We start from the raw sequence: 13,523 nt of genomic DNA on the forward strand, positions 1-13,523 counted from the left end.
TCTACAATCTTCCATTGCACGTCCGTCAAATCCGTAGGATAATGCGTGTCCATCGCTATGGCTCCGTCCTTGAAGTGAGATTCCAAGAGACGGAGTCATAGCGATTCTGCTCATTTCAGGCAATTGAAGACAGGCTCTAAATGCCGCACCAAGAAACATAAGCACCTTATTCATCTTTTTTAATTGTATAATATCATTTTCGGTGTACGAGACTTTGTGATTATCGGGATTCACGTAGATATTTAAATGAGCCCACTCTTTGACCTCATCATTGATGTAACTAGAATTGGACTTTCCACTGTATTTCATGCTACCAATTTCGTAATTATAGAGTAATGTATATTCCTTGTAATCATATTTATTGCATACGATATTGCAAATGCGTGCAGCAACAATTAAATATTTGGAAGGAATTTCATGATAACGACGATCCATGAATGCGATTGCGAATACAACCGCACCAAAGACAACAAAGCATCCAGATAGTGAAGTAACCCAATCAAATTGAATAGGCATATAGCTTCCGTGGGTCGGCTCATGATCCGACAATACATGCGGTACATAACGACCGAGGCTGAAACCCCGCGTGGTGATGGCGGAACTCGTTCCGCCCTACGCTACTTAATTCACGGCGACTAAAATTCGCCGCTACTGGTCCTACAGTATAAACCGGCTCAAATCCTCGTTCTGACTGATCTTTTCCAGCCGCTCGGTCACGTACGCCGCGTCGATGGTGATGCTGTCCCCCGACTTTTCCGGCGCGCTAAAGCTTAGTTCCTCTAGCAGCCGTTCCATGATCGTCGCCAGTCGCCGCGCGCCGATGTTCTGCGTCGTCTGGTTGACCCGATGGGCGTATTCGGCCAGGGCGTCGATCGCGTCGGGCGTAAAATCCAGCGTCACGTTCTCAGAGCCCAGAAGCGCGGTGTACTGCCAGGTGAGGGAGTTTTTTGGCTCGGTCAAAATGCGGATAAAGTCCCCCTTGGTCAGGTCGCTCAGTTCCACGCGAATGGGAAACCGTCCCTGCAGTTCCGGCATCAGGTCGCTGGGCTTGACCTTGTGAAAAGCCCCCGCCGCGACAAACAGCACATGGTCGGTTTTGATCGGGCCGTATTTAGTCTGGACGGTCGTCCCCTCGACAATCGGTAGCAAATCTCGTTGGACTCCCTGGCGCGAGACATCCGCCCCGCGACTGTCGCTTGCCACAATTTTGTCTAGCTCATCGACAAAAATCATGCCCAGGTTTTCGGCCAGGTCGATCGCGGCGGCGTGGACTTTTTCCTTGTTGACCAGGCTTTCGCATTCTTGTTCAAAGAGGACTTTGCGGGCGTCGGTGACGGTCATTTCGCGGCGGGAGGTGTTTTTGGGCAGAAATTTCTCCAACATCCCGTGCAGATCCATGTCGGTCTGTTCGACGCTGATGCTGCCGATCATCATGGGGGGCATTTTTTGCTCGACGGCAATTTCGACTTTTTGCTTTTCTAGTTCGCCTAAGGCCAGTTTTTTGCGCATTTTTTCGCGGGTGCGCTCGTGGCGTTTGATAGCGGCTTCTTCCTCTTCGGTGGGGGTGGCCTCCTCAGGCTCTGTTTCCGCTTCTGTAAAGAGATTCATCACTTGTTGAAAGTCGATTTCAGTCGGTTCGTCACCTTCCTGGGTTTCGCGGCGTCGGCGACGGCGGCCTTTGCGCCGGGAGGAATCGCTTTCTCCGTCAGCGGGGGAAAAAGGGCGGCCCTGCATTTGGATGGGGGGCGGTGCCAAAAGATCCAGCAAACGTTCCTCGACCCGCTGACTGGCTTCTTTTTCAATTTGCTGGCGTTCTTGTTTGGTTACCAGCGCGATGGCGTTTTCCAGCAGTTCTCGTACCATGCTTTCGACATCGCGGCCGTAATAGCCCACCTCGGTGTATTTGGTCGCCTCAACTTTGATAAACGGCGCGCCGGTCAGCTTGGCCAGGCGGCGGGCGATTTCGGTCTTGCCCACGCCGGTCGGCCCGATCATCAGGATGTTTTTTGGGGCGATTTCCGCCCGTTGTTCCGGGGCCAATTGTTGCCGCCGCCAGCGGTTACGCACGGCGATCGCCACCGCCCGCTTGGCTTCCCCCTGGCCGACGATATGCCGGTCCAGTTCGGCCACGATTTCCTTGGGTGTCAGGTCTTGCATGCCAATTCCTCAACCACAATGTGGGTGTTGGTGTAAATGTCGATCCCGGCGGCAATGGTTAGGGCCTCGCGCACGATTTGGCTGGCATCCAGCGTGGAATGCGCGATGAGCGCGCGGGCGGCGGCGACGGCAAAATTTCCGCCGGAACCGATCCCCAGGACGCCGTCGGTCGGTTGGATGACATCGCCATTGCCGGTGAGTAGCAGAGTATGCGTGGCATCCACCACCGCGACCAGCGCCTCGAGCCGCCGCAACGCCCGGTCGGTGCGCCATTCCTTGGCCAGTTCGATCGCCGCGCGGGGAATATTTGCCGGGTAATCCAATAGTTTGGCTTCAAACCGCTCCAGCAGGGCAAAGGCGTCAGCGCTGGCCCCGGCAAAACCGGTCAGCACCTTGCCATCCAACAGCGGGCGGATCTTCATCGCGTCCGCCTTCATAATGCTGGTACCGAGCGAGACCTGCCCGTCACCTCCCAGCGCGACTTTACCCTTGTGCCGCACGGACAATATCGTGGTCGAATGGGTGGGAGGAAGTCGGCTCATAGGTGGATCATGAATGTGTCTGTTAGCCCGCAACGTATGTCAGCCCGCCGCGAATGTCAGCCCGCAGCGTAAGCAAGGGAGTCATCTAGTCCGCAAGTCTGTTAGCCCGCAAGTCTGTCAGCCCGCAGCGTGAGCAAGGGATTGTTGCAGGTATGATATTTCCCTGGCTGACGCAGCGGGCTGCGGTTCCCTGGCTGACGCTGAATTAAATATGGCCGATTTGCCAGGTGATTCAAAGGGGGCGGGGCGAATGACGGTCGCACCTGCCAAACAGGCTTATTATATATCAGTTGAAATCAACGTGTTTCCAGACTATCCCCGCGCCAGTTCCCGTAATTCGTTGCGGATTGGCCCGGTGAGCTCCCTCTCTAAATCCGCCAGGGCCAAGGAGGCTGGCAGGCCATCCAGTACGCGATGATCGCAAATCAGCGTGACACAAGCGTTGCCTTGTTCATCCAGCGGTCCATAGGTCAGGCTGGTCGTCAACATTGTCGGATGAAAGCGATTTGTGCATCCCTGCGCGGCCAGCGTGGACAAGGTGAAAGTGCCAAACCGTTTGGCCCATTTTTCACCTGAAAAATTGAGCTGCCACCACCACAGCCATTGCCGCAACCAGCGCGGAAACCTGCCCAGCGTGACTTGCTTGCGATACACTTTTTCGACCGGTTCCGTTTGGTAAAGTTCGAGCTGTCGTTGTAATTCCCTTAAGGGCTGCATTTGGGGCTGGCGAAACGCCCCCCAACCGAGCAGTTCTCCGGCGGGCGTGGATCGATTTACAACCAGTTGGGCGGTGACATCCTCGGTTTCCAGTAAATGCGGCCAGGGCCAGCGCTGATAAACTTGCCGTAATTGCGGCGTGCGGGCGCAGACCGCGGCGTAGGCCTTGAGAAAGATCACCGCCCAAGAGATGCGGACGGCGGTGGGAGTGTTTTTTGCGTTGTCGCGGGCGGTGGCGACGCTGGCGAGGGGCATTTGGCGGTCAAGCGGGTAGTAATGCTGCCGCTGGGCCAGGTCCAAGCCATCCAAAACAAGCATGCGGGCGGGGGGAAGTGGACGGCGCATAGCGAGAAGAGAGACGGGAAGTGGAGGAGTAGGTCCCGTCCGCCGGACGGGACTGGAGATGGGAGAAGAGAGGATGGAGGTGGGGGTGTGAAATCGTAGCACGGACGTTGGTCCGTAGTTGGTATGTGTAGTGATTGTCTGGTTCTAGCAAGCCAAGTACTAGGGTTTTTGCCCCCAATTGGCTATCTTGAATCCAGTCAACTTAGATGAAAATCCCATTTTTGTCAGGACATCTTTAACAATGCGAAATCCCGAAGCCCTCGATTACCGGCAAGCCGCGGTGGTCGTGATCGATGCGCAGGCCAAGTTGGTCCCGTTGGTCATGGACAGTGGACCTATACTGGCGAATTTGCAAAAATTGATTCGTGGTGCGGCGATCTTGCAGGTGCCGGTCCTGGCGACGGAGCAATATCCCTCCGGATTGGGGCCCACGGTGCCGGAACTAGCCGCGGCCTTGATCCCCGCGACCTCGCAGTTGACGCCGCCGGGAATACCCAGCAAACTCAGTTTTAGCTGCTGTGGCTGCGAGACCTTTTTGCGGCAGTTGGCCGCCACGGGGCGCACCCAAGTCATTTTAGTCGGTATCGAAACGCATGTCTGCGTATTGCAGACCGCGCTGGACCTGCTGGGGGCGGGTTTGCGGGTGTATGTGGCGGTGGATGCCGTGAGTGCCCGGCACCGCCTGGATCACGAGTTTGCCCTGCGGCGAATGGAAACCAACGGCGTCACCCTTACCACGGTGGAAAGCACGCTGTTTGAATTGTGCGAAACCGCCGATCGGCCCGAGTTTAAACCACTGGCGGCATTAATTAAAAATTAAGAATGAAGAATTAAAAAATTAAGAATTAGTTTACATTATGCCCTGCACCCCCTGCACCTCCGCACCCCTACTCCTACGCTCCCCTGCACCCCAGCTCCCTAACTCCCCTGCTCCCTCCCGCTTCCCGTCTCACCCCTCTCCCCTCATCCCTAAGCATGTCTCCCCACCGCATCCTCATGGGTCCCGGACCCAGCGACACACATCCCCGCGTGTTGGCCGCGCTTGCGCAGCCGACAGTGGGGCATTTGGATCCGTACTACTTGCAACTGATGAATCAAATGCAAGAGCGGCTACGGCAGGTCTTGGAAACGACCAATGAATTGACATTGGCTGTCAGCGGGACGGGTTCCGCGGGAATGGAGGCGGCTGTTGTTAATCTGGTTGAGCCAGGGACCAAAATGCTTGTCTGTGTCAACGGTGTCTTTGGTGCCCGGATGGCCGATGTCGCCCAGCGCGTGGGAGCGACGGTTTTTCAACTAGAAAAGCCGTGGGGGGAAGTTTTTTCCCCAGAGGAAATTGAGGCGGCATTGCGGCAACACCAACCGGACGTGACCGGGATTATCCTGGCCGAAACCTCGACCGGGGCATGGCAACCCGTGGAAGAGATTGCCCGCAGGGTGCATGACCACGGGGGGGTAATCATCGTGGATGCGGTAACCGGGCTGGGGGGCGTGCCGGTCCGGACGGATGCTTGGGAATTGGATTGTGTTTATTCCGGCACTCAAAAGTGCCTGGGGTGCCCGCCGGGATTGGCCCCGATCACGTTTGGTCCCCGGGCGCGGCAGCGGATCGCCGCGCGGCGGACAAAAGTCCAAAGCTGGTACCTGGATATGACCATGATCGCGCAATATTGGGGACAGGACCGCGTGTATCACCATACGGCCCCCATCAACATGACTTATGCGCTCAACGAGTCATTGGCCGTGTTACTGGAAGAGGGACTCTCCGCCGCGCATACCCGCCACCTACGGCAACATCGGGCACTGGCGGCGGGACTAGCCGCGCTAGGCATCGATTATGTCGCCGCGGTGGAGCACCGGCTGCCGATGCTGAACGCGGTTCGTATCCCCCCTGGTGTGGATGACGCCACGGTCCGGCGTGAACTGCTGGCCCGCTTTGGCATTGAAATTGGCGGGGGGCTGGGACCGTTCAAGGGGAAAGTATGGCGCATTGGCCTGATGGGTTACGGAGCAGATAGCAAACATGTCCTGTTATTTCTGGCGGCGTTAGAACAAATTTTATTGGACCAGGGTTTAAAGTTTGCACCGGGCTCTTCCATTGCCGCGGCGAATGACGTGTATCGATTTGAAACTGAATGATTATCCGTGAAAAACGGTGCTGATCCGTGGCTCCGATTTGTATTTAAAACCACGGATTGGGCGAATTTTTAGCCACGGATATTCACCGATGAAACACGGATGAATTTGAGATTCTTAAATCTGAAATCTCAGATTTGAAATTTTGGATTAGAAGATTGAAATCTGAGATTTACATTTTCAAATTGAATAATCATCCGTGCTGATCCGTGGCTAAGATTTCTCCGTGGCTCAAATTTTACATACATCGCACAAATGCCCACCGACCGACTTACCTCCGCGATTGCCGCGATTGACCGCTTGCACGCCCAAGACCCGGCCACGATCCTGCTGGATGGCGTTTCCCAGCCCGCGGAGTTGGTCTATGCGAGGCGGATGACGGACTGGCTTTTGCGGCTGGAGCCAACAGCTAGCGAGGCTCTGCAACTGGCGGTGCGGGCCCAACACCTGCAACGCTGGCAAATTCCACGCGAGTCCTATCCGGCGGATAGGATTGGCTATTTGCAATGGCGCACCGACTTGAAAAATCGGCATGCCGCGCAGTTAGGCGAGGTGCTGGCGGCGGAGGGTTATGACGCGGCGATCGTCCGCCAAGCGCAGAGTGTGGTTAAAAAAGAACAATTAAAGCACAATCCCGACTCGCAATTGCTCGAGGACGCGGCTTGCCTGGTGTTTCTGGAATTTGAGTTCGCGGACTTTGCCGCCCGGCATGACCGGGAAAAAATCATTAATATTTTGCAAAAGACTTGGCAAAAAATGTCCCCCGCGGCGCAGGGGGCCGCGCTAGCGCTGCCATTATCCGATTATTGCCGGGAATTGGTCGGCGCGGCGCTGACCCGTCGCGAACCCCACTAATCCGCGACAAAATTTGCTGTTTAAGACGGCGAGAGTTTGCGGTAATTTAAGGGTGTTGCCTTGAGGACGGGCGTGGTTGGGATTTGTTGCCCCCATGATCGCCTGCGAGTTTTTTCCTCCCCAGATTTCCTGTTTTTTGCGATTTTTTCACGATGGAACTTCCCCGCAATCCCACCCGCGCGGTTAAAATTGGGACGGTCACGATCGGCGCTGGACAGCCGATTGCCGTGCAAAGCATGACCGCGACAGCGACGCAGGACATAACCGCGACAGTCGCCCAGGTGCGGGATTTGCAGTCCGCCGGCGCGGATGTGGTGCGGATCGCCGTGGATAGCCGTAAAGATGCCGACGCCTTGGCGGAGATTCGCCGCCAAACTACGGCTAATCTGGCTGTTGATTTGCAAGAAAACTATCGGTTGGCCGCGGTGGTGGCCCCCTCCGTTGATAAAATTCGCTACAATCCTGGCCACTTGTACCATCACGAGCCGGAAAAGCCGTGGCAGGATAAAGTTAAATATATCGCTGAAATCGCCGCCGCCAACGACTGCGCGATTCGGGTCGGCGTGAACTGCGGCAGCGTTGACCCGGCAAAAAAAGAAAAATACGATCCCCGCGATTCCCTTTCGCCCATGTTGGAAAGCGCGCTGGATCATTGTGAATTGCTGGATAGACTCGGTTTTACCCGCTACAACGTCTCGCTCAAGGATTCCGACCCGCTCCATGTCATCGAGGTCAACAAGCGCTTTGCCGCGGTTCGGCCCGATGTCCCATTGCACTTGGGCGTCACCGAAGCAGGCCTCCCCCCGGATGGGATCATTAAGACCCGGATCGCCTTTGAGCAGCTGATTAGTCGGGGCATTGGCGATACGATTCGCGTCTCATTGACTGTCCCCAACGCCCGCAAAGGGGAGGAAATCGCGGCGGGGCGGCAAATTTTGGCCGATATCGCCGCGGGAAGGGTGCGCAGCGTGGTCGATTTTGGCCGCAATACGCTTAATATCATTAGTTGCCCCAGTTGCTCGCGGGTAGAGAACGAGGCCTTTATCGAACTCGCCCAAGATGTCAAGGAAATGACCCGTTACGCCGCCGAACACGCGATCACGATTGCCGTGATGGGTTGCCGGGTGAATGGCCCGGGCGAGACGGACGACGCCGACCTGGGTTTGTGGTGCGGGCCAAATTTTGTGAACTTAAAAAAGGGGAGCCAGGAATTGGGAGCGTATCCGTACGACCAGATCCTGGGCAAGCTGCGGACGGAATTGGATGCGATTATTGCCGGTCGGAAGGGAAATAGATCATTGAAGAACGGTAGTTAATAAATACATTTGTAAGTCTACTCAGCCCTAGCACCGCCGCACCCCTAGCAACTCGCACCCCTGCTCTGTCACTCCAGTCCCGTCCGGCGGACGGGACCTACTACTCGCTTCCCGTCTCCCATCTACCTATGTGGCACACGATCGCGACCTTAGCCGAGTGTCCCCCTGGCACCAACTGCGAGCGCGTGGTGGCCGAGCGGATCATTGGGCTCTGTAATATCAACGGCGTGTTTTATGCCCTGGATGGCGTCTGCCCGCATCAGGGGGGACCGCTGGGCCAGGGGCGTGTTACCGATTGTTGGGTTACCTGCCCGTGGCATGGCTGGCAGTTTGATGTGCGGGATGGCCAGCACCGGTTGAATGCCAAGTTGCGGCAAACAACGTATCCTACTCGGGTGGTGGGGGAGGAAATTCAGGTGGAGATTGTGGGATAGTAGAGGTGTTTGAGGCATTGCACACGGGGTCGGGAGTCTGACGCGATGAAAGCATATTTCGCAAACAGGCTAGTTCGCGAAAGACTCCCGTCCCCCTGGTGCCTTACCCGCAAGGGGACGGGAGTCCTGGGCGAGTCAGGCTGCTTAGCCAAACGAGCCTACGCCGTCCACGACTCCCGACCCCTGGGGCCAGCAGTGCACGTCATGAATCGGACCGTTGTCCCTTCCCCTTGTATTGCACAATTAATTTAGGGCGACGCTGCGCTTGCCTAGGCTGGGAGAGGTCGGCCCCTTGACCCGCAGAGAATCAAATGCCTTTGGCCCGCAAAGAATTAAACGTCCTTGGCCCACAAATGCTGGGGCAGTGAATAATCTTCGCGCGTTACGAAGATTTGAAAGGTAAGTAGCACGGACTCCACTCCCCTGCGGAAAAACCACTGGTTGCTGGCAAGTCCGTGCCAGTATTTCTTCTAGCTCTCAACTAACACTTGTAAACCCCCAGTATCCACTTTTTGCTAGCACGCCCAGAATATAAATCGCCCTGCCGTAACTGGGCGGTTCAGGCTAAAATTGCCCCTCCTTTGACGATTGTGGATGAGCAATTTTCTGGCTTAAGTAGTGATGCAGTATCATCGCGTTATTTTGAATGCTTGGAGCTTTGGGCAAAAGCGAATTGCTGTGGGCTGGGATAGTTGCTTTCTTATACTTTTGCTAGTTAGCGCTGGTTGTGCCGGTTTGCCCCGCCCCGTGACACCAGGTCTGCCGCAGCATCAAATTCTATTAGATCAATTGGTGGTGCACACCGCGGAACCACTTGCCGCCGATCATCGGCTGCTCGTGGAATTAAAAGACTTGGGACGCGATATGAATTTGCGTTTGGGATTGGCTGCCACTTCCGAACCGATCCATGTTCATTTGTTTCAACATGAATCCGCCTATCAGGATTTTTTGCGGGCGTATTTTCCGGGATTTCCCTACCGGCGGGCCTTTTTTTTAGAGACCGACACCCGCTTGGCCGTGTATGCCTATTGGGGAGACAGGGTGGCGGAGGATTTGCGGCATGAGGTGGCGCATGGCTACCTGCATGCCGCGGTGCCAAATTTGCCATTGTGGCTGGATGAGGGCTTGGCGGAATATTTTGAAGTGGCCCGCAATCAAAGCGGGGTCAACGCGCCCCATGTCCGCGAACTGCGGGAAGCCCTGGTCACGGGCCGCTGGAAGCCGGACCTGGTCCGGATGGAGCAACTCACCAGTGCCAGCGAACTGTCGCAACGCGACTATGCGGAGGCCTGGCTGTGGGTGCACTGGATGTTGCATCATGCCGACAATGTCGCGGGTACCGCCGATCCACGCACTGCCGCAAAACGGACCGCCGACAATCAACCAGACAAGAAAATTCAAGTGCTCCAAAAGTATTTAGCTCGGTTAAAATCATCCACAGAGCCCGTTCCGCCCCTGTCGCAGATTTTGCCAGGTTCTGCAGGGGATTGGAATACGCAGGTTTTAAGGCACTTGCAGGGGATGATGGAGGAGTAAGCTGTTCTATCCCTCCTTGCGAAAGACCGATCCCTCGGCTGTTAGTTCAAATCCGTTTTTCTCATAAAAGCTGATTCCCACCGTGTTGCGTTCCATGGTTTGGGCCTCGAGATACCCAAAACCAGAATCTTGAAGATACTTAAAAATCTCATTCAATAGGTAGCTTCCCAACCCTTGGCGGTGTTGGGTCTCATCCACCCAAAACTCCACCAGCCCCGAGCCGCCGGTGGCGATTCCCGCGCTGGGGGGATCCAGATTGCGCAACGTGGCAATCGCCAGGGTGTTTCCCATTTGATTATCCAAAAGTTGAAACTGCCGGCGTTCAAATTCACCCTGGGTGTTCGCTTCCCACCAGGAACGTAGCGGGGGTTCCTCGACAATGGCCACTTGCGTCCGGCGGCGAACTTGCATCAACTTGCGGTCCATTAGCGGTCGTGCTCCGGCTAGCGCTTTGCGGTAAATCCGCACGTGATCCACCGCCCGGTAATGATGCGCACGGTAAAAATCCTGACACACCACGTGTGCGTCCAAGATCCCGGGCAACTCGCTCCCCCCGTACAATCCCAAATAAAATGGATTCAGCGGCGCCAAACTGCCTCCATACAGCACCTGGGCTCCTTTTTTCCGCAAATAGGACTCGCTACGGGTCAGCAATTCCCCGGCAACCGTTTGCCAGTCTTGTCGGGGATGTACCAACAGTAAGCAGGTCGCCCCCAGGTCGGTATCCAGCGAACTTTCGTCCGACGTCGGGCCAAATCCCGCATGCGCCAGACCCACCAGTCCCTGCTCGTCTTCCGCCAGAATTAGCCCCTGGGGATCAAAATAAGTCTTGTTGATTACATAAGTCTCTAGCAGGCCCGTGGTCATGGGCTGTAGCAGCCCAGGCTGTTGCGTGCATTCGCGCCATAGCTGGGCAATCAGGGGCGGATCGGGATTGCGATAAGAGCGAAATTCCATCTCACGCCATGCATTGACTGTACATGTCCCCCCACGAGCGGGGACCTGGCAGAGAATTTTTCCCGGGGAGGGAAAGATACAACGTACTTTAGCTTTCCTAGCGTACGCTAGATTGGCGCATTTATCCAGGGTTATTCACCAGAGCGGGGCCTGGCTGCGGGTTTTGACGGGCGATTTGCGGTACGAACGGATTTCTTGCGGGAGGGAGTTTTACCGGTGGATGCGCGAGTTACCGTAGCGCTGCGGCGATCTGGAACTGGCTTTGCCGCGGCTTTTTTCCGGCGGGATGTCGAATGACCGCGGGCGGTGGCAAGAATGGATTGGCCGGGTAACAGCGGCGCAAGGCTGTTTTGATAATCCGCCACAAACTGGCGTTTACCCCGCGTGACGATGGTGTGCCCCTCGGCGGCGAGCAACTGGGCTTGGCGTTCCAGCCCACCCGGAAACTTGGGATTTAGCTCGCCATACGTCTTGAGCGTGCGCCAATACGGCGTCACCCGCGTTTTTCCGGCTTCCCTCTCTTCCTGGGCGGCATGGGCTGCAATCCAGCTAAAAATGCCGGTTGTTAGCGGGCAGCCCACATCGGCGGCATGTTGGCGGGCCACGGCCGCGCGCAGCTCTTGGGTGGTGACCAATTGGCCCCGTTTGACGGTTTTCATCAGGGCGTCGATATCCCGCGGGGCGGGGATGGCCATCGTCAGTTGGGTGGCTTTTTTACCCCCCCACTGACGGGCGGCCGCGTCGGTCAGGGTCACAACCTTGGGCAGGTCCTTGGAATTGGCTAGTTTTTCTTGCCATGACTTGGCGGCCATTGGTACATTCCGCTAGCGTGATAACGGGGAAAGGCAGATCGTTTTTGGAAATAAAATGAGGCAAAAGCCGATTCCAGAGGACGATTTTCGCCGTAAATCAGCACTCCTCCGGAAGTGGATGCCTTTTGGAAGCTGATCTAAAGGATTATCATACAAACTTGTTGATCATTGTCACGAAATTTCCGCTGAAAGCTTCCCGTGCCCCTATTTTCCCTGCCAATTGTGACTTCTCCCGGCGATTGTGCCACCGAGGGGGGGTGCGCCGCCGATGGTTCCACCGCGACCAGCGCCCAAATCCGGGCCGCGGCGGCGGAAGATGCCTCCACCGCCAAGGGAACATACTCGTTTATCAGCCTGGGCTGCCCAAAAAATCTGGTCGATAGCGAACGGATGCTGGGCCGGTTGCAACTGGACGGCTATCGCCTGGTCCCCGAGCCCGCGGGTACGGACTTTGTCATTATCAATACATGCGGATTTATCGAGCGGGCGCGGGACGAGTCCTTTGCCACGATTGAGGAAATGTTAGAACTCAAACGCACGGGCCAAACGCGGGGCGTGATCGTCTCGGGCTGCCTGGCCGAGCGGGAAAAGGAACTGTTGCTGGAAAAATGTCCCCAAGTCGACCATTTGGTCGGGGTCTTTGGCCGGGAAGAAGTCACGCGCGTCGCGGATCGGCTGGTGGGGGGATTGCTAGAACAACAGACCGTGTTTCGGCCCGCGCCGGCGGTCGCGCTTTCCGATCGGGCGCGGTTGCGAATCACGCCCCGGCACTTTGCCTTTTTAAAAATCAGCGAGGGGTGCGACCGGCTGTGCACCTTTTGTGCTATTCCCAAAATGCGGGGCAAGCACGCCACCAAGCCAATGGAAGAAATCCTGGCCGAGGCCCGCGAGCTAGTCGAGGATGGCGTTCGCGAGCTTAACATTGTCGCCCAGGATACGACGTACTATGGCATTGACCTGTACGGACGGCCGCGTCTGCCAGAACTGTTGCGGGAACTGAATCAAATTGACGGACTGGATTGGATCCGGGTGATGTATCTGTACCCGATGTACTTTTCAGATGAATTGATCGAGGTGTTGGCCACCAGCGATAAAATTTTACCTTACCTGGATATGCCCCTGCAGCATATTAATGACACCATGCTGCGGCGGATGCAGCGCCGCGTCAATCGCCAGGGGACGGAACAACTGATTGGCAAATTACGGGCCGCCATTCCCGATTTAGTCCTGCGGACCACGTTTATTACGGGTTTTCCCGGCGAAACCGAGGAACAATTTGCCGAGTTGGCGGACTTTGTCCATGAGCAGCGGTTTGAACGTCTGGGCGTGTTCACGTATTCGTATGAAGCCGACACGCCAGCCGCAAAATTGCCGGATCATTTGCCCGACGAGGTCAAGGAAGAACGCCGCGCGCACATCATGGCAATCCAGCAGGAAATTGCGCTGGATTGGAACCAAGCCCAAGTAGGAAAACAAATGGATGTGCTGTTGGATACGCCGGTGCCGGAGGAGAAAAATGTCTGGATTGGCCGGGGATTTGCCGACGCCCCGGATGTGGATGGGGTGGTCATCGTGAATGGCAAAAAGCTGCGGGCGGGGCAGATAGTGCCGTGTGAAATTGTGCAGGTGCACGATTATGACCTGATCGGCGTGGCCGTGGGAAAGGGGAGGTAGGGGGCGGGGGCGAGGGGTCAGGGGAAAGGGGGCAGAGGCTGG

13 protein-coding genes are annotated in these 13,523 nt (G+C 56.2%); 7 read left to right on the forward strand and 6 right to left on the reverse strand.

Annotated elements, in window-relative coordinates; genetic code table 11:
• The 4 genes from SFX18_14970 to SFX18_14985 all read right to left on the reverse strand — a co-directional run.
• Positions 1-516: hypothetical protein (locus SFX18_14970; protein MDX1964452.1), on the reverse strand; the 516-nt coding region annotated here is incomplete at its 3' end.
• 141 nt (positions 517-657) lie between these two features.
• The gene (gene hslU / locus SFX18_14975; GenBank protein MDX1964453.1) at positions 658-2,157 is read right to left on the reverse strand and encodes an ATP-dependent protease ATPase subunit HslU; all 1,500 of its coding nucleotides are present in this window, start codon (positions 2,155-2,157) and stop codon (positions 658-660) included.
• Complete coding sequence (gene hslV / locus SFX18_14980) at positions 2,145-2,699, reverse strand: ATP-dependent protease subunit HslV (protein MDX1964454.1); 555 nt, start codon at positions 2,697-2,699, stop codon at positions 2,145-2,147. Before hslV ends, hslU begins: the two co-directional genes overlap by 13 nt.
• Positions 2,700-3,011: 312 nt before the next feature.
• The gene (locus SFX18_14985; GenBank protein ID MDX1964455.1) at positions 3,012-3,734 is read right to left on the reverse strand and encodes a hypothetical protein; all 723 of its coding nucleotides are present in this window, start codon (positions 3,732-3,734) and stop codon (positions 3,012-3,014) included.
• Positions 3,735-4,002: 268 nt separating this feature from the next.
• On the opposite strand from SFX18_14985, the gene SFX18_14990 reads away from it, so the two are divergent.
• The 6 genes from SFX18_14990 (at position 4,003) to SFX18_15015 (ending at position 10,038) form a co-directional block, all read left to right on the forward strand.
• Positions 4,003-4,581: a hydrolase gene (locus tag SFX18_14990; GenBank protein ID MDX1964456.1), complete on the forward strand. Its 579-nt coding sequence runs from the start codon at positions 4,003-4,005 to the stop codon at positions 4,579-4,581.
• A 155-nt stretch (positions 4,582-4,736) separates the two neighbouring features.
• On the forward strand, positions 4,737-5,900 hold the full coding sequence (locus tag SFX18_14995; GenBank protein MDX1964457.1) for an alanine--glyoxylate aminotransferase family protein: 1,164 nt from the start codon (positions 4,737-4,739) through the stop codon (positions 5,898-5,900).
• 252 nt (positions 5,901-6,152) lie between these two features.
• Entirely contained in the window at positions 6,153-6,752 is a 600-nt protein-coding gene (locus tag SFX18_15000; protein MDX1964458.1) for a DUF4202 domain-containing protein, read from the forward strand.
• 152 nt (positions 6,753-6,904) lie between these two features.
• A complete protein-coding gene (gene ispG / locus SFX18_15005) occupies positions 6,905-8,068 on the forward strand; it encodes a (E)-4-hydroxy-3-methylbut-2-enyl-diphosphate synthase (protein MDX1964459.1) in 1,164 nt (387 codons plus the stop codon).
• A 128-nt stretch (positions 8,069-8,196) separates the two neighbouring features.
• Positions 8,197-8,502, forward strand: coding sequence for a Rieske (2Fe-2S) protein (locus tag SFX18_15010; protein MDX1964460.1), 306 nt, complete (start codon positions 8,197-8,199; stop codon positions 8,500-8,502).
• Positions 8,503-9,237: 735 nt separating this feature from the next.
• The gene (locus SFX18_15015; GenBank protein ID MDX1964461.1) at positions 9,238-10,038 is read left to right on the forward strand and encodes a DUF1570 domain-containing protein; all 801 of its coding nucleotides are present in this window, start codon (positions 9,238-9,240) and stop codon (positions 10,036-10,038) included.
• A 6-nt stretch (positions 10,039-10,044) separates the two neighbouring features.
• On the opposite strand, the gene SFX18_15020 is transcribed toward SFX18_15015, so the two are convergent.
• Both SFX18_15020 and SFX18_15025 read right to left on the reverse strand, forming a co-directional pair.
• Positions 10,045-10,995: a GNAT family N-acetyltransferase gene (locus tag SFX18_15020; protein ID MDX1964462.1), complete on the reverse strand. Its 951-nt coding sequence runs from the start codon at positions 10,993-10,995 to the stop codon at positions 10,045-10,047.
• 131 nt (positions 10,996-11,126) lie between these two features.
• Positions 11,127-11,807, reverse strand: coding sequence for an MGMT family protein (locus tag SFX18_15025; protein ID MDX1964463.1), 681 nt, complete (start codon positions 11,805-11,807; stop codon positions 11,127-11,129).
• Positions 11,808-12,005: 198 nt separating this feature from the next.
• Between SFX18_15025 and rimO the strand changes: the two genes are divergently transcribed.
• Positions 12,006-13,481: a 30S ribosomal protein S12 methylthiotransferase RimO gene (gene rimO, locus SFX18_15030; GenBank protein ID MDX1964464.1), complete on the forward strand. Its 1,476-nt coding sequence runs from the start codon at positions 12,006-12,008 to the stop codon at positions 13,479-13,481.
• Positions 13,482-13,523: the final 42 nt, after the last annotated feature.

Source organism: Pirellulales bacterium, from assembly GCA_033762255.1.
In the GTDB taxonomy this organism is placed as follows: Bacteria; Planctomycetota; Planctomycetia; order Pirellulales; family JALHPA01; genus JANRLT01.